The sequence below is a fragment of the Acetobacter senegalensis genome (assembly GCF_001499615.1).
In the GTDB taxonomy this organism is placed as follows: domain Bacteria; phylum Pseudomonadota; class Alphaproteobacteria; order Acetobacterales; family Acetobacteraceae; genus Acetobacter; species Acetobacter senegalensis.
On sequence record NZ_LN606600.1, the window covers coordinates 2951294 to 2967182 of the forward strand.

Here is a 15889-nt window from a genome sequence, read left to right on the forward strand (position 1 = left end):
AAGGTGGAAGCCGAGATAAAATGCTTTCTCTTTAGGAAGAGGAATGGCACAGAAGCGCGCGGCGCAAGATCATGACGCGAATGAAACAGGAGCTTCGGCAAGCCCATGACAGACCTTGCGCATCCGGCTGAGCGCGTAACAACTTCCCCTTCTACCGATGGCTTGCAGGGTTCGGCACGCACCTTGGCTGTGATTGCTGTCTCACTTTCCGTTCTGTTGGCGCTGCTGGATTACGCCATTGCCAACGTGGCCTTGCCGGATATCGGGCGCGATCTCCACGCATCAGCTTCATCCTCAATCTGGGTGGTGAACGCCTATCAGCTTGCCAGTCTGGTCTCCCTTCTGCCTCTGGCTTCTTTGGGAAGTAAGGTCGGATTTTCCCGCCTCTGCCGGGTGGGGATCATGGTGTTCATGGTTTCCTCACTGCTATGCGCTACGGCAACCTCCCTGCCCATGCTGGCGGGTGCGCGGGTGCTGCAGGGCATTGGGGGCGCGTGCATCATGAGCGTGAATATTGCGCTGCTGCGCTTTATTTACCCCCATGCGGAAATCGGGCGTGGCATTGCCCTGAACGGCGTGGTTGTGGCTGTGGGTGTGGCGCTTGGCCCTACAGCAGCGGCCGTTATTCTGAGTGTTGCTTCCTGGCCGTGGCTGTTCTGGGTCAATCTGCCGTTGGGGGCTTTGGCGCTTATTATGGCGTTCAAGGCATTGCCGGAAACGCCCCGGAGCAATCAGAAATCTGACACGTTGGGCAGTTTTCTGTGCATTCTGGGCGTAGGGGCATTGGTTATGGGGTGTGATGAACTCTCCCATCACGGCAATGTTGCCCTGTCTGTCTGCCTGATTTTGATTGGGCTTGGTGCTGGTGTGGTACTGGTGCGGCGGGAAGCGGAAGCGCCGCAGCCCATTCTGCCGGTTGATCTTCTGGCCAAGCCAGATTTCACTGTGGCGTTTGTCACGGGGTTTCTGGGGTTTGTCGCCTCCAATTTCTACATTATTTCCATGCCGTTTACTCTGCATGACGAGCTGGGGCTGAGCGCCGCGCTGACGGGCTTGCTGATTACGCCATGGCCTATTGGCATCATGTGTGCCGCCCCCGTGGTGCGGCGCGTGGCAGATAGTGTTTCTGCGGGTGTGCTGTCGTCCATCGGGCTTTCTGTCACGGCAACCGGCTTTTTGCTGCTGTGGCTTTTACCGTTGCAGCCCTCGGTTTTTGATATCGCCTGGCGCACGGCAGTAGCCGGGTGGGGGTTCGGCTTTTTTCAGCCGCCCAATAATCGCGCCATGATGGTTTCTGTCTCCCATGCCCGTGCTGGCGGGGCCAGCGGCATGGTGCAGGTGGCGCGTCAGGCCGGGCAGGCGTTTGGGGCGATGGGGGTTGCGGCGTTCTTCGCGCAGTTTGCGCATGAAGGCGCGCGGGCCTGCCTGCTGGCTGCCACCTGTGTTGCGGCAAGTGCGGCGGCTTTAAGTGCAAGCCGCCTGTTTATGCGCGGGTGATCAGATCTCGCTTTCCAGGAAGATCCGGCTGGTGTCACCCATCCATGCTCCGTAATAGCGGTCCAGCCACCGTTCAGCCTGTGTGGGGGCACCAGCGGCAAGAGCAGTGAGGGGGGCCAGATAGGCCCATTCTTCCACGCCGTTCTCATCCACAATTCCACGCCCCTGCAAACCATCCATGGCAATGCCGATCATCTGTGCGGCCAGATCGCGCACAGTGCCTTCACCCCATGGGGTATCTAGGGCCTGCATGGGCACAAGGCTCCGCAGCTTTACGTAGTCTTCCCACGGGCGTTCACATACCAGTTCGTAAGCAGCTTCCAGTGCGGCATCATCATAAAGCAGACCAACCCACAGGGCGGACTGTGCCATCATCATTTCAAAGGAGCCTGCATCGGCTCCCCGCATTTCCAGAAACTGCTTCAGACGCACATCCGGGAAGGCTGTGGTCAGGTGGTCTTCAAAATCACCCAGCGTCGGGGTGACATCTTCCAGACCGTCCTGATGCTCACCATTCATCCAGGCGCGGAAAGACCGGCCTGCCACGTTACGCATTTTGCCATTGCGCATGATGAAATACATCGGCACATCAAGCGCCCACTCTGCGTAGCGCTCAAAACCGAAATCTTTTTCAAACACGCAGGCAGGCATGCCGGAACGGCCATTGTCCGTATCCGTCCAGATCCGTGCCCGGTTGGAGAGGAAGTTGTTGGGCTTGCCCTCGACAAACGGCGAGTTGGCGAACAGGGCGGTCGCAACAGGTTGCAGGGCCAGCGAGACCTGCATCTTGCGCACCATGTCCTGTTCCGAACCAAAATCCAGATTGACCTGAACGGTGCAGGTGCGCTGCATCATGTCCAGTCCCAGTTTGCCCACCTTGGGCATGTAATCCCGCATGATGGCGTAGCGGGATTTTGGCATCCACGGCAGATCTGCGCGGCTGGCGGTTGGGTGGAACCCCAGTGGTGCAAAGCCTAGGCCCAGCTTGCGGGCCAAGGGGCGCACTGTTTCGTAATGGTCGTTCAGTTCCTGCGCGGTTTCATGCAATGTTCGCAACGGCGCACCGGAAAGTTCAAACTGGCCCGCGGGCTCAAGCGAAATTCCAGCGCCTTTGGCATCATTCTGGCCTTTCAGGCCGATAATGCTGCCGGCATCCATAATAGGCTGCCATTCATCAGGCGCGCTTTTCTGCATTCCCATAAGCAGGTCTTCAATCCCGGCAGGGGCGTAGGGTGGGGCGGCATAAGCCGGGCGGCCCCCCTGCGGGTTGCTGCCATTGCTGGCGGCTTCCGGGCGGATGAAGCCAAATTTCTCATGCTCGGTGCCAATGCGCCACGCGTCTCGAGGTTTGCATCCCTGCGCCAGAATTTCGGCCAACTGCGAAACAGAGCGGACAGGCGTGTCGTCTAGGGCACCAGCGTTGGACATGAGAGCGTATTGTTCCTTGAAAATCGGGCCGTGACGCTGCACGGCCCAGAACGGAGAAGTCAGGTTATTGTGACTGATCCTGCGCAGAGCGCAAGCCATCACCCATCAATGCCAGTCCGGCCGCTACGGCGGTATCTGCCCGAAGCACCAATGGTCCAAGTGATACCGGGGCAACAAAGGGGCGCGCAAGCAGGGCCTGACATTCCGTATCACTCAGACCGCCTTCCGGGCCAATCAACAGGCCATCACCGGCGCGGGCATGGTGGAAGGTCAGGCTTGGGGCCAGCCCTCTGTCCTGCGTGCGTTCCACGGCAGCGAACAGACGGTGTTTTTCCGGCCATGTGCCTAGCAGCGTTGTCAGGGCGCAGGGTTCAACCACTTGCGGAATATCCATCCGTTCGCATTGTTCTGCGGCTTCAGTTGCAATGGCGGTCAGGCGGTCAAGATTGACGCGGTGGGTGTTGGTGCGCTCGGTTATCAGGGGCTGGAAAGACGTGACGCCCAGTTCCGTGCCCATGCGCAGGACCAGATCCGTGGCATCGCGTTTCAGCAGGGCGAAGGCAAGAACAAGGGAAGGGAGTGTCTGCGGTGTGCGAAGGCGTTCCGTTAAGGTCAGGCTCCCTTTGTCTTTGCGGATGTCTCCCAGCGTTGCCAGCCATTCTCCCATGCTGGCGTTGAAGACGCGCACGGAATCGCCCGCCTGCTTGCGCAGAACCGTGCCCAGATAGCGGGCTTGCGCAGGAGGGAGCGCGCAGGCGGACCCAGCCGCTGCTGCGGGAAGGGCGTCGGCTGGCAGGTAAAGGCGGGGCAGGTGGGCGTGGGCGCTCATACTCGGATAATCTGGCTAAAAGGAGAGCGGGCGGAACGCCCAGAGGAGAAGGAGGCCACATTTAGGCGGGAACGGGGCGTTATGCAAAGTGCTTCATGGCCAGCCGATTTGTGGCGGGCTTCCAATCGTCGTATGAAAGCTGCGGATTATCGTTTTGATGCTGCTGCAGAGGGCAGTCAGGGCGGTTAGATGAACGTGCATCTTTATGGCACGGGTGGTTTGAGGGCTGGCGATTCTGTAAGAAGCTGTTCAGGCAGCTTTTATGGCTGCCATTCATAAAAAGTTTCAGCAATCAGGGATAAGTTAGCCCCGTGTCCGTATCAGCCCCTTCTTCCCATACTGATATCAAAACCACGGGGTGGATTGCCCGTCTTCCGGCAGGGTTGCGGGCTTATGCCCTGCTGGCGCGGCTTGATCGGCCCATTGGCACCTGGCTGCTGTTTCTGCCCGGGGTGTGGGGCATCCTGCTGCCGCGTGATGTGGCGGTGGCAGAACGGGTGCGGCTGATTATCCTGTTTGGCATTGGCAGTCTTGTCATGCGCGCGGCGGGCTGCGTGGTGAATGATATGTGGGACCGCGATATTGACCGGCAGGTGGCGCGCACGGCAGGGCGACCGTTGGCATCCGGGGCGTTGAGCATGCGGCAGGCCACTCTGTTTCTGCTGCTGCTGCTGCTGATCGGGCTAGCGGTTCTGGTACAGTTGAACGGATTATCCTGCCTGCTTGGTGTGTCTTCTCTGGTGCTGGTGGCCCTGTATCCGTTGGCAAAGCGGTTTACGTGGTGGCCGCAACTGGTGATGGGCTTCACGTTCGGGTTTGGTGCGCCCATGGGATATGCCGCTGCCGCAGGCTCTCTCTCCTGGGCTCAGGTGGCGCTCTATGGTGCTACCATCCTGTGGCAGCTTGGATTTGATACCATATACGGCTTTCAGGACATGGAGGACGATGCCCGCATTGGCGTGAAGTCCACGTCTCGTTTGTGGGCATCGCAGGCGCGGGGGTTCATTGGCGCTTGCTATGGGGGAATGGTGGTGTTGCTGGTCCTTGCCGGAGGGCTGGCGGGTGTTGGTCTGCTGTTCTGGCCCGCGCTGCTTCTGCCGGTTGTGCTGCTGGCGCGGCAGGCGGCTGGCGTTAATCCGGCCGATCCAGCCATGTGCCTGTCACAGTTTCGCTTCAGCCGTGAAATTGGACTGGCAGTCGCACTGGCGCTCGCACTCGGGCTTATCGCTGTATGAGGAGAAGGGGCGGTGGCTTCAAAGAGAACCGGCTTGCGCTGATATGGTTGTAAGGCATGGTCTCTGACGTAAAAAGGCCCCACCCGTTCTTCATTCAGGACTTTTGAGGCAGCCTCTTACTGTTTGCGGCACGCTGCCATAATAATGGCGTGAGAAGGCTGTCTGGTGGCAGGCTTTGTGCCTCATGGGCCACGAGTAGGAATAACAGAACATATGACCAAGGTTTTGCGCGCCTTTTCCTCGTTTCGTCAGTGTCTGATGGCCGGTGCTGTGCTGTTGCCCGTTGCTGTGGTGAGCTTCTCGCCCGTGGCATCGGCTCAGGAGGCTGGAGCACGGATGTCCGTGCCCCAACAAGAGACCTCTGTTCCAGAAGCGGCACCGCTTTCCGATTCTGACCGCGCCTGGCTGGCGAAGATCGAGCAGACGCTGAACAGTGCCACCACCTTTCAGGCGCGGATGCAGCAACTGGATGCAGATGGTAAGCGGACAACCGGTGTGGTGTGGATGAAGCGCCCCGGTCAGATGCGTCTGGCGTATGATCCGCCAACCCCGCTTGTGCTGGTGGCGAACGAAGGCAAGGTGGTCTTCCGGGATAACCAGTTGGACCAGACCACGGTTATTCCCATGGAACGGACTCCGCTGGGGTTGTTGCTACGCCAGCATATCAGCCTGTCTGATGATGTGACAGTAACAGGTTTTGCGCATGAAAGTGGCCTTGTGCAGGTGTCTTTGGTGCGAACGTCCTCTCCGGGGGATGGTAGTCTGACTCTGGTCTTTCACGACAAACCCCTCTCTTTGCGGTCATGGAGCGTGCTGGACGCACAGGGACGCGAGACGCGTGTGACACTGTTTGATGTGCATACGGGGATCAGCATTCCCCCCAATACATTTACGCTTCCTGCTCAGCCTGAATAAGAAACCGGGGGGCCATGAATGTCGGCGGTAGAGGAGTTTCCACCTGATTTTCTCAGGTTCGGGCTGTCGTGTGCAGTGTTGAGTTTAGAAGCTGGTTTAAAAAATCAGTAGAAGGAGGTTGGTGAGGGCTTTTTGATGCAGAAAGGCGAAGTTGAAGACCTGACGTTAGCGACCGGGGCGAAAACTCAGTGCATTCAGTCTCAAAAGAGACCTGCCAGACCGATCCGACAGAGTTCTCAAGCAGCTTCCTAAAAACCTATTGCTCCTCCGTCCTTAGGGAGGTGCCCCAGTTTTTCTGATGGTACCAGTATGAAGCATAAGGGCTGCGTTCTCCGTCGCGGAGCGTCCTGTAGGCAAGCAAAGACACTGATGGGGCGTGGTCGGTCTCGGATTCTTTCCGGGGGTGGCTGGAAAAAGCCGGGCTACAGGCCGATATAGAAAGACGGAATAAAAGTGCGTCGGCTGCTTGCAAAGCAGGGGCAGTAACGCGGACCAGGACAGAACAAGGCGATAAGGGTATGGCGGCACGGCGGACAACGCCCATGGCGGGAGATCTTTTTGGGGAGGATGCACCTCCGCCGAATTTTGATGCTGCCATGTCTGCCTCGGCACGTCCTGCCCCTAACCAACCGCTGGCGGACAGGCTTCGGCCCAATCGGCTGGAAGATGTGGTGGGGCAGGGGCATTTGCTGGGGCCGGATGGCAGCCTTACCCGCATGCTGGAAAGGGGCTCTCTGGCCAGTCTGATTCTGTGGGGTGGCCCGGGTGTGGGGAAAACCACCATTGCCCGCCTTCTTGCACAGGCGGCAGGTTTGAAGTTTGTGCAGCTTTCAGCCGTGTTTTCCGGCGTGGCAGACCTGAAAAAAGCGTTTGAAAATGCGCGGCGGCAGGCGGAAGCCGGTGGCGGCACACTGCTGTTTGTAGATGAAATTCATCGTTTCAACCGTGCCCAGCAGGACGGGTTTCTGCCCGTGGTGGAAGACGGCACCATTGTGCTGGTCGGGGCGACAACCGAGAATCCGTCCTTTGCATTGAACTCGGCACTTTTGTCACGCTGTCAGGTGATGGTGCTGAACCGGCTGGACGATTCCGCTATGGAAGCCCTGCTGGTGCGCGCAGAAGAGGAAACGGGGCGGCCGCTCCCCCTCACGGAAGAAGGGCGCGCCACACTGCGGGCCATGGCGGATGGGGATGGCCGTTATTTGCTGAACATGGTTGAGCAGCTTCTCAGCCTGAAAACGGAACAGCCGCTGGATGCGCAGGCGCTCGCCCGGCTGCTGGCCAAGCGTGCCGTGTTGTATGACCGGGACCGTGAAGAACATTACAATCTGATTTCCGCCCTGCACAAATCTCTGCGCGGGTCAGACCCGGATGCGGCGTTGTACTGGTTCGCCCGGATGCTGGAAGGTGGGGAGGACCCCCGTTATCTGGCTCGCCGGTTGACACGTTTTGCTGCGGAAGACGTTGGCATGGCTGACCCGCACGCTCTGCCATTGGCTATTGCCGCGTGGGAAACGTACGAACGGCTTGGTTCGCCGGAGGGAGAACTGGCGCTGGCCCAGCTTGTGGTGCATCTGGCCACGGCCCCCAAGTCAAACGCCGTCTATAAAGCTTATGGTGCGGTGCGCCGTGCCGCCAAGGCGACAGGCAGCCTGATGCCGCCGGCCCATATTCTGAATGCGCCCACACGGCTGATGCAGGATATCGGCTACGGCAAGGGGTATGAATATGATCATGACGCGGAAGAAGGCTTCTCCGGCCAGAATTATTTTCCGGACGGGATGAAGCGTCAGACCTTCTATAATCCTACCGGCAGGGGGTATGAACGGGAGGTCCGACACCGGCTTGAAACATGGGCCCGCTTGCGGGATCGGCGTCAGTCGTGAATATCGTGCCATGAGTGTTGTGATTCTGACCGTAAGCGAGGACGAGGCGGACATTCGCCTTGATCGCTATTTCCGCCGCCATTACCCGCATTTAACGCAGGGCGCGCTCCAGAAACTGTGCCGTACAGGGCAGATTCGGGTGGAGGGCAAACGTGTGGAGGCTTCTACGCGCCTGCAACCGGGGCAGTCCGTGCGGGTGCCGCCTATCCCCAAGGCTGTTAAACCAGCGCCAGATACGCCCCGCCAGCTTGATGAACGGCTGGTGCGTGAAATCAAGGGTATGGTCCTGTATCAGGACAAGCAGGTGATTGTGCTGAACAAACCTGCCGGTCTGGCTGTGCAGGGTGGTCCCGGCATTACCAAGCATGTGGATATGATGCTGGATGGCCTGCGGGCGGAAGCGGATGACCCGCGCCCCCGGCTCGTGCATCGGATCGACAGAGATACCTCTGGCCTGCTGCTGCTGGCCCGGACTCCGGGTGTGGCCGCAAAGCTGGCGGAGGCGTTCCGTGGGCGGGATGTGAAAAAAACCTATTGGGCCGTCGTGGTCGGCCGTCCTGATCCGCTGGCCGGGGAAATTGATCAGCCTCTGGCTCGGCTTGGTGCGGGTGCCAATGCTATTATGGTGGCGGCAGATCGCAAGGATGAGGATGCGCAATATGCGCGCTCCACGTACGAGGTGGTGGATGCTGCGGCCCGGAAGTTCTCGTGGCTGGCTCTTTCGCCGCTTACAGGCCGTACGCATCAGTTGCGCGTTCATTGCGAGTCCCTTGGTACGCCCATTCTGGGTGACCCGAAATATGGCGGTGCAACCGCGCATGTGGACGGGTTCAAGGATCAGCTTCATCTGCATGCCCGTGAACTGGACATGCCGCACCCTGCGGGAGGACGCCTGGTGGTCACAGCCGAATTACCGCCGCATATGCGTGAGACCTTCCGTGCTCTGGGCTTTACGCCGGGTTCAACGCCCAAGCCTGTCCGTCGGGGCGGGTAAAGGGGCAGGGCTTCGCTATCAGGAGAGACGTCTATGCGGCTGAAATGGAAGCTGGGTCTGCTGGCCGGTGCTGCTGTGCTTCTGGTGGGGGGCGGCAGCGTTGTGTCCTCCATGCAGGATGCAAACTGGATGCGTGTCAGGCTGACCGAGGCAGTAGAAGCCCGGACGGGCCGCCATCTGGCCATTGAGCATCTGCATGTCTGGATTTTGCCATTCCCTTGGGTGGAAGCCCGAGGCGTTCGGTTTTCCGGCGTGGAAGAGGGCGGGCCGGATATGCTCACCGCAGGCGAAATCCGCGCCCGGCTGGCGCTCATGCCGCTCTTTCATCATCGGATCGTGCTGAATGATGTAAGCATTATTGAGCCGCATATTTCCGTGCGGCGTTTGGTGGATGGCCGGGCTGACTGGCATTTTACCCCCAGACCCGAGACCGCGCAGGATACAATACCCGGCAAGCCGTCTTCCGGTTCCATGCATTGGAATCTGGGCGTGACAGGTGTGCATATCACCAAGGCTGATGTGCAATGGCAGGATATGCTGCGGCACCGGTCCGGGTGGTTACCGCTTGATGTGGTTCGGGCCAGCAATCTTGAAGGCAGCAAGCCCGAGTTCGAGGTCAAGGCAAGCAAGGGCAAGGGGCAGTTCCTGCTGACCGCCCAGACAGGCCAGCTTCTGCCTGACGCGGCGCAGACTCTGCCAGTGCAGGCCAGAATGACCTTTACTGTGGATGGGCATCCTGCCGGGCTTGCGCATCTGGATGGCACTATTGCCGACCCTGATGGAAAGCGGGCCTACACGCTGAACTTTGGCAGTTCAGTGGGGCAGCTTCAAACGCTGGAAACCTTCTTCCCGCATGCCGCGCTGCCAGACGGACAGAATATCTCCATTGATGCCATAATTGGTGGTCAGGGCGATCAGCCGCAGGTGCAGGGGCTGCATGTGCGCACGGGGGCGGTTGATGCCAGCCGTCTTGTGCCGGGGGCTGCGATCAGCCGCATGACCCTGGATGCTACCCGCCCGGAAGACCGGCTGGCCGTGCTGGTCGATGGTAAGCTGGGCGCGCAGGCGCTGGGCCTGCGGGGCACGGTTGGCACGCTGGCGCAGATCACGGCGCTGGCGCTCAACCCAGAGCAGACCGATATGCCTGCGGATCTGATGATCATGGATGGGGCCTCCAGCCTTCGGGTGACGGGTACCTTGGGTGGAGGTCGGTCTACGCTGGATGGCCACGGTGTGCTGGATCATCTGGCGTTGGGAGATGGCCGCCCCACTGTGGAAAATCTGAAGGTGGACGGCCATGTAGAGGCTGCGAATACCCTGGCGCTGGTGCACGAGCATGACGTGCAACAGGTTATCCGTGGGGTGACGGCGGCAGTGGATGTGCAGGCTCCTCATGTGGTGTGGCGGGGGCTGACATGGACCCAGGTTTCCGCCCATGTCACCGTGCAGAACGGCAAACTGACGGCGGACCCGATCAAGGCAGAAGGCTCTGGCGTGCAGCAGTCAGGCCGATTTGCCTATGATGCGTCGGGCGCTGTGCCGCAGGTTGATATGGCGGCGCACCCGGTGGTGTTGCCGGTTGAATTTGTGCAGGAATGGACTGGCGCACCTGCGCTTCTGCAAGGCGCTATGACAGTGGTGGGGGCTGTATCTGTTCAGGGAGCAGATGCCTCTACCCAGCGCCGGACAATCACGGGGCACATCGGCGCATCTGTTGTGGATGGCAGCATTGGTGGCCCGGCGTTGCGCACGCTTCTGGGGCCTAATGTGCCGCTTAAAGGAAAAATGCCCGTGCGCTGCTTCGGCACCCACATGCAGGTGGGTGATGGGGTGGCCCGAGTGGATATGCTGGGGTTGGAGAGTGATTTTCTTTCTCTGCATGGCCACGGGACTGTGGGGTTGGAAAATCAGGCGCTTGATCTGCATCTCTCGCCCCGCGTGGCGCTGGGGGGCGCATCCGCCGCATCTGACGTGCGGGTGACAGGTACATTCGCCGCCCCCGTGCCGCAGATGGAACCCACTTATGGCGGCCGTTATGGCATCAATATCGGTGGGGATGACGGCGGCGGGGATAATTGCCCGGCCCTGCTTTCCTCCGCACGGGAAGGGGGCACAGGCCCGGCCCCTTCTGCGCCAAAGGCGGGGAAGGAAGGGAAGGTCATGAACATGTTGCGCGGGCTGGGGTTGTTCAAGTGAGTGAAAATGCAAAGGCCGTAGCGGCATCGGCTGGGCGCAAGCGCTTCTGGAAGCAGGCCAGTGTGGTGCCCGATGGGGCAGGCTATGCCGTGCAGCTTGACGGCAGGCCCGTAAGGTTGCCGGAGCGCACGCCGCTGCGGGTAGAAAACCGGGCGCTGGCAGATGCGCTGGCAGAGGAATGGCAGGCAGCAGGTAAGGAAGCGGGGGGGCTCTTTCGGCCGGAAGATCTGCCGCTCACCGGTATCGTGGGGTCCATGCTTGAACGTATTCCCGCCCAACGGGAAGGGGTGGTGGAAAGCCTGCTCGCATACGCCGGGAGTGATCTGCTGTGCTATCGGGCCGAAAACTGGTCCGATCTGGCGCGGTTGCAGAAGGAGCAATGGACGCCGTGGCTGGACTGGTGCTGCAAGCGGTTTGATGCACCGCTTGAGGTTTCCGAGGGCATCATGCCCATCGCTCAACCGGCAGAAACATTTAATGCACTGCGGCGTGTGCTGGAGCAGGCAACGCCAGCACAGCTTGCTGCGTTGAGTGTAGCCGTGCCAGCACTTGGCAGCCTTGTGCTGGGTCTGGCGTTGGTAGAGCAGCAGGCCGATCCGGAGACACTAGTGGCATGCGCAACGCTTGATGAGCGTGCGCAGATGCAGCGGTGGGGAGAAGACACGGAAATAACGGACCGTATCGCAGCGTTGGTACGTGAAGTGTCAGATGCAGCCCGGTTTCTGGCGTTGTCGCGCCAGAACTAACGGGGCAAAGCAGCGAGGCTTCGGCAATTTGTCGGTATTGCCATGAATTTGCCGCGGTGTGTTTCTAGATCGCATTAGGTCATGCAGCAGGAAGAATGAACGACCTGCAACTATGCTGTCATGTTGCCAGATAAGGAGAACGTGATGCGATCTGACTCTGATACAGACGATATGCTACGCCAGCGTATGTCATCATCCGGTGGAAAAGCGCGCGTGCAGGCGCGTGCCGCTCATCTTTTTGCAACCTGCGCCATGGGATCATGGTTTCTGCTTGGTATTATCCCGATAGTGGTTATTCTTTATTCCATGACGTAAAAAACCTTTTGCTGGTTTATGATCGCTCGGCAAAGGGTATGCGCAGAAGAATTAGGCCTGCGGATGCGTGACGAACGGGATTTTCAGGAAAGGTTTGCAACCAGATGTCATACAAAAATGGATTTCTCGCTGCGGCTGCCGTGACAGGGCTTCTCTGCGCCGTGCTGCCTGCCTCCGCCAATGCCCGGCCGCCCCATCCGCCCAAGGGCGCTCATGGTGGATCTTCGTTGTGGAGCGCGCAGGGTGGTCCTGACATGCTGGAAGGGATCAGCCTGACCAAGCAGCAGCGCAAGAAGATCGACGCCATTCTGAGCGATGCGCACGATCAGGATCAGACGGATAGCATCCGTAATGACATGGGGAAGCTCCATGAGCAGATCCAGGATCAGTTGACGACGCCGGGCCCGATCAACAAGGACCAGATCAATACCCTGCTTCAGCAGCAGGCCTCTTTGCGGGCCCAGCAGGAAGCCCGCCATCTTGATGTGGCCGAGCGTATTCATGATGTGCTGACAGATGATCAGCTTGCGCAGATCAAGGCCCGTCAGACCAAAATCCGGGATCTGATGGAGCAGTTGCGGGAAGTGCAGCACCCGGAACCGACTGACGCCAGCAAGTAACAGACAGAAGTTTCTTGACTCATGGGAAGGGGTGGCTTAACCCCTTCCCCAATTCAGGACCGCCACCCCGCGAGTGTTCGCGCAGTGGCGCGTTTTCTTATGGGGTGGTACGCTATTGTTCGAGGCTCTCTCAGGCAGGCTTTCCGGAGTTTTTGATGGACTCGCCAAACGTGGCGCGCTGTCAGAAGCTGACGTTATGGAGGCAATGCGCGAGGTCCGTCTGGCTATGCTGGACGCAGACGTTGCGCTGCCTGTGGTCAAGGACTTCGTCAACAAGGTTAAAGAGCGTGCTGTGGGTGCGGAGGTGCTGGAAAGCATTTCCCCCGGTCAGGCCGTTGCCAAGATTGTCAATGATGCCCTGATTGATGCTCTGGGCGGTGCAGGTGCCGTCCCGCTCAATCTGAATGCCGTGCCGCCCGTGCCCATTCTGATGGTGGGTTTGCAGGGCTCTGGTAAAACCACCACATCCGGCAAGATCGCGCTGCGCCTGAAAACGCGTGAACGCAAGAAAGTGCTTCTGGCCTCTCTTGATACGCAGCGTCCAGCCGCGCAGTTGCAGTTGGCGCAGTTGGCAGAGCAGGCCGGTGTGCCGTCTCTGCCGATTGTCGCAGGTCAGACTCCGGTTGAAATTGCGCATCGCGCGTTGGATACCGCCCGGCGTGAAGGGTTTGACGTTGTCATTCTCGACACCGCAGGCCGTCTGTCCATTGATGAAGCGCTGATGGAAGAAGTGCGGCAGGTTCGCGCTGTAACCCATCCTGCCGAAACGCTGCTGGTTGTGGATGCCATGACCGGGCAGGATGCCGTGAACACCGCCAAGGCCTTTAATGAGGCTGTTGGCGTGACCGGCGTTGTCATGACCCGTATGGATGGTGATGCGCGCGGTGGTGCCGCCCTGTCCATGAAGGCCATTACCGGCGCGCCAATCAAGCTGACTGGCTCTGGCGAAAAGCTGGATGCGCTGGAAGAATTCCACCCCGAACGTGTTGCTGGCCGTATCCTCGGTCTGGGTGACATTGCCGGGTTGGTGGAAAAAGCGGCTGATACGCTGGATCATGAAGAAGGCGAACGCCTGGCCAAGAAGATGATGGCCGGCAAGTTCGATCTTGATGACTATGCGTCCCAGATCCGGCAGATCAACAAGCTGGGGTCTATCTCCGGCATTGTTGGCATGCTGCCCGGAATGGGAAAGCTGAAAGAGGCGCTGGGGGACAAGGATCTGGATACGTCCGTCCTCAAGAAGCACCTCGCCATTATTTCATCCATGACCAAGGGCGAGCGGAAGAAGCCTGCCATTATCAAGGCATCCCGCAAGAAGCGTATTGCCGCCGGGTCTGGAACCACGGTTCAGGAAGTCAACAAGCTGCTCAAGCAGTTTGATATGATGTCCGACATGATGAAGCGCTTTAACAAGCTGGGCGTGAAAGGTCTCATGCGCCAGGGAATGTCCGCGCTCATGCCTAAAGGAATGGGAGGAGGGCCGCCGGGTGGTGGCCGTCCCTTCCGCTAAGCGGCCTGTTTCTCTTTCAAGTTTTTCTGGGTTTGGAGTGATCTGAATGAGTGTTAAAATTCGTCTTGCCCGCGCAGGTGCAAAAAAGCGTCCGTACTACCACATTGTTGTGGCAGACAGCCGTTCCCCGCGTGATGGCCGTTTTATTGAAAAGGTTGGCGCGTACAACCCGATGCTGCCGTCTGACCACGCAGACCGCGTGCGTCTGGTGAACGAACGCATCACGCATTGGCTGTCTCAGGGCGCACAGCCCACGGACCGTGTGGCCCGCTTCCTGGGTAACGCCGGTCTGGCTCCGAAGCCTGCTTATGCAGAACAGCCCAAGCAGTCTGCGCCGAAGAAGAAGGCCCAGGCTCGCGCAGAAGCTGCTGCCAAAGCTGCTGAAGCCGCTGCCTGAGTCTGAAAAGCACTGAGCAGACCGGATCATGCGTCCTGACCTTATCCTGATAGGCGTTGTAGGAAGACCCCATGGTGTGCGCGGCCTTGTGCGCGTGCACAGCTATGCGGATGATCCTGCAGCACTTGAGGGGTTCAAGGCTCTGGTGGATGATCAAGGCCGTAACTGGTCTTTGCGGTGGCGTGGGGCTGATGGTGTGGCGGAACTGCGTGATGCGCAGGGGCAGGCACTGGCGGACCGTACGGCAGCGCAAGGGGTGGTGAACACGCGTCTTTACGTTCCGCGCGATGCTCTGCCCGAGCCGGAAGAGGAAGAATTCTACCATGCTGATCTGATTGGCATGGAGGCACGGGAAAACGGACAGTCTCTGGGGCGGGTGGTCATGGTGCATGACTACGGTGCCGGAGCCAGTCTGGAGCTTGCCGGGGGGATGCTGGTTCCGTTTACGCGGGCCTGCGTGCCGGAGATTGATCAGGCTAACCGTGTTCTGACCGTTATCCGCCCTGTAGAGGTTGCGGGTGAAGAAGGACGTGGTGTCGGTAGCCCTAAAACGCCGGAGCCTTCAGCGTGAGCTGGCAGGCAACAATCCTGACACTGTTTCCGGAAATGTTTCCGGGGCCGTTGGGGTTGTCTCTGGCCGGGCGGGCGCTGGGTGGTGGTGTGTGGTCATGCCAGACGCATGATCTGCGCCAGCATGGTCTGGGGCGGCATCGTGCTGTTGATGATACGCCGTTTGGCGGTGGAGCAGGCATGGTGATCCGGGCGGATGTGGTTGATGCCGCAGTGTCTGCCATTCAGGCTCCGGAAGGTGCGCCGCGCGTGTTTTTAACGCCCCGTGGCCGCCCTCTGCGTCAGCAGGACGTCAGTCGTTACGCTCAGGGGCCCGGTGTGGTGTTGCTGTGCGGGCGGTTTGAAGGCGTGGACGAGCGTGTGCTTGAAGCCCGGGGTATCGAACAGGTCTCCATCGGAGACTATGTTCTTTCCGGGGGTGAGACGGCTGCTCTGGTGTTGCTGGACGCATGTGTCCGGCTGTTGCCCGGTGTTATGGGAAGTGATGAAAGCGGCGTGGAGGAAAGTTTTTCCGACGGGCTGCTGGAATATCCCCATTACACCCGCCCTGCATCATGGGACGGGCGAGACGTGCCGGAAGTCCTGCTCTCTGGCAATCATGCGGCAATTGCGGCATGGCGGCAGAAACAGGCTGAAGAAATAACGCGGGAAAGACGGCCGGACCTGTGGTCTGCCTGGCTGGATCGCAGGGAAAGAAATGAGGCTGCTGCCGGAAGGTCCGGACAGTCAGGCCGAACTGGGGTTTGAGGAA

The 15889-nt window shown here is 59.6% G+C and carries 15 protein-coding genes; 13 read left to right on the forward strand and 2 right to left on the reverse strand.

The features are described 5' to 3' along the window. Positions 1-105: 105 nt before the first annotated feature. Entirely contained in the window at positions 106-1497 is a 1392-nt protein-coding gene (locus ASN_RS13745; RefSeq protein WP_006557546.1) for an MFS transporter, read from the forward strand. Here ASN_RS13745 and ASN_RS13750 read toward each other — a convergent pair whose 3' ends face one another. Both ASN_RS13750 and ASN_RS13755 read right to left on the reverse strand, forming a co-directional pair. Next, entirely contained in the window at positions 1498-2925 is a 1428-nt protein-coding gene (locus ASN_RS13750; protein WP_058988508.1) for a glutamate--cysteine ligase, read from the reverse strand. A 64-nt stretch (positions 2926-2989) separates the two neighbouring features. Beyond that, on the reverse strand, positions 2990-3754 hold the full coding sequence (locus tag ASN_RS13755; RefSeq protein ID WP_058988509.1) for a 16S rRNA (uracil(1498)-N(3))-methyltransferase: 765 nt from the start codon (positions 3752-3754) through the stop codon (positions 2990-2992). Between the two features lie 311 nt (positions 3755-4065). On the opposite strand from ASN_RS13755, the gene ubiA reads away from it, so the two are divergent. The 12 genes from ubiA (at position 4066) to trmD (ending at position 15885) form a co-directional block, all read left to right on the forward strand. Further along, positions 4066-4989 (forward strand): 4-hydroxybenzoate octaprenyltransferase, encoded by a 924-nt coding sequence (ubiA, locus tag ASN_RS13760; RefSeq protein WP_058988510.1) that lies wholly within the window; start codon positions 4066-4068, stop codon positions 4987-4989. Positions 4990-5202: 213 nt separating this feature from the next. Then, positions 5203-5904 (forward strand): LolA family protein, encoded by a 702-nt coding sequence (locus tag ASN_RS13765; RefSeq protein ID WP_058988511.1) that lies wholly within the window; start codon positions 5203-5205, stop codon positions 5902-5904. 518 nt (positions 5905-6422) lie between these two features. After that, on the forward strand, positions 6423-7790 hold the full coding sequence (locus ASN_RS13770; protein WP_058988512.1) for a replication-associated recombination protein A: 1368 nt from the start codon (positions 6423-6425) through the stop codon (positions 7788-7790). 10 nt (positions 7791-7800) lie between these two features. Continuing rightward, entirely contained in the window at positions 7801-8784 is a 984-nt protein-coding gene (locus tag ASN_RS13775) for an RluA family pseudouridine synthase (RefSeq protein ID WP_006557539.1), read from the forward strand. Positions 8785-8817: 33 nt separating this feature from the next. After that, positions 8818-10980, forward strand: coding sequence for an AsmA family protein (locus tag ASN_RS13780; protein WP_058988513.1), 2163 nt, complete (start codon positions 8818-8820; stop codon positions 10978-10980). Further along, entirely contained in the window at positions 10977-11726 is a 750-nt protein-coding gene (locus ASN_RS13785) for an ATP12 family chaperone protein (protein WP_058988514.1), read from the forward strand. The genes ASN_RS13780 and ASN_RS13785 overlap by 4 nt, the downstream gene beginning before the upstream one ends. 144 nt (positions 11727-11870) lie before the next feature. Then, positions 11871-12041 (forward strand): hypothetical protein, encoded by a 171-nt coding sequence (locus ASN_RS13790; RefSeq protein WP_156105420.1) that lies wholly within the window; start codon positions 11871-11873, stop codon positions 12039-12041. A 104-nt stretch (positions 12042-12145) separates the two neighbouring features. Further along, on the forward strand, positions 12146-12661 hold the full coding sequence (locus tag ASN_RS13795; RefSeq protein ID WP_006557534.1) for a Spy/CpxP family protein refolding chaperone: 516 nt from the start codon (positions 12146-12148) through the stop codon (positions 12659-12661). 115 nt (positions 12662-12776) lie between these two features. After that, complete coding sequence (gene ffh / locus ASN_RS13800) at positions 12777-14171, forward strand: signal recognition particle protein (protein WP_035381070.1); 1395 nt, start codon at positions 12777-12779, stop codon at positions 14169-14171. Between the two features lie 46 nt (positions 14172-14217). Beyond that, positions 14218-14568 carry a 30S ribosomal protein S16 gene (gene rpsP / locus ASN_RS13805; RefSeq protein WP_006557532.1) on the forward strand — a complete coding sequence of 117 codons (351 nt, stop codon included), beginning with the start codon at positions 14218-14220 and terminating at the stop codon, positions 14566-14568. 28 nt (positions 14569-14596) lie between these two features. Further along, on the forward strand, positions 14597-15139 hold the full coding sequence (gene rimM, locus ASN_RS13810) for a ribosome maturation factor RimM (protein WP_058988515.1): 543 nt from the start codon (positions 14597-14599) through the stop codon (positions 15137-15139). Then, a complete protein-coding gene (gene trmD, locus ASN_RS13815) occupies positions 15136-15885 on the forward strand; it encodes a tRNA (guanosine(37)-N1)-methyltransferase TrmD (RefSeq protein ID WP_058988516.1) in 750 nt (249 codons plus the stop codon). The genes rimM and trmD overlap by 4 nt, the downstream gene beginning before the upstream one ends. Positions 15886-15889: the final 4 nt, after the last annotated feature.

Excerpts from the sequence above, each read along its gene's own strand:
- ASN_RS13780 (WP_058988513.1), top strand. The coding sequence starts at position 8,818 with ATGCGGCTGAAATGGAAGCTGGGTCTGCTGGCCGGTGCTGCTGTGCTT.
- rimM (WP_058988515.1), top strand. The coding sequence starts at position 14,597 with ATGCGTCCTGACCTTATCCTGATAGGCGTTGTAGGAAGACCCCATGGT.
- ASN_RS13790 (WP_156105420.1), top strand. The coding sequence starts at position 11,871 with ATGCGATCTGACTCTGATACAGACGATATGCTACGCCAGCGTATGTCA.
- rpsP (WP_006557532.1), top strand. The coding sequence starts at position 14,218 with ATGAGTGTTAAAATTCGTCTTGCCCGCGCAGGTGCAAAAAAGCGTCCG.
- ASN_RS13745 (WP_006557546.1), top strand. The coding sequence starts at position 106 with ATGACAGACCTTGCGCATCCGGCTGAGCGCGTAACAACTTCCCCTTCT.
- ASN_RS13775 (WP_006557539.1), top strand. The coding sequence starts at position 7,801 with ATGAGTGTTGTGATTCTGACCGTAAGCGAGGACGAGGCGGACATTCGC.
- ASN_RS13770 (WP_058988512.1), top strand. The coding sequence starts at position 6,423 with ATGGCGGCACGGCGGACAACGCCCATGGCGGGAGATCTTTTTGGGGAG.
- ASN_RS13765 (WP_058988511.1), top strand. The coding sequence starts at position 5,203 with ATGACCAAGGTTTTGCGCGCCTTTTCCTCGTTTCGTCAGTGTCTGATG.
- ASN_RS13755 (WP_058988509.1), bottom strand. The coding sequence starts at position 3,754 with ATGAGCGCCCACGCCCACCTGCCCCGCCTTTACCTGCCAGCCGACGCC.
- ASN_RS13750 (WP_058988508.1), bottom strand. The coding sequence starts at position 2,925 with ATGTCCAACGCTGGTGCCCTAGACGACACGCCTGTCCGCTCTGTTTCG.
- ASN_RS13795 (WP_006557534.1), top strand. The coding sequence starts at position 12,146 with ATGTCATACAAAAATGGATTTCTCGCTGCGGCTGCCGTGACAGGGCTT.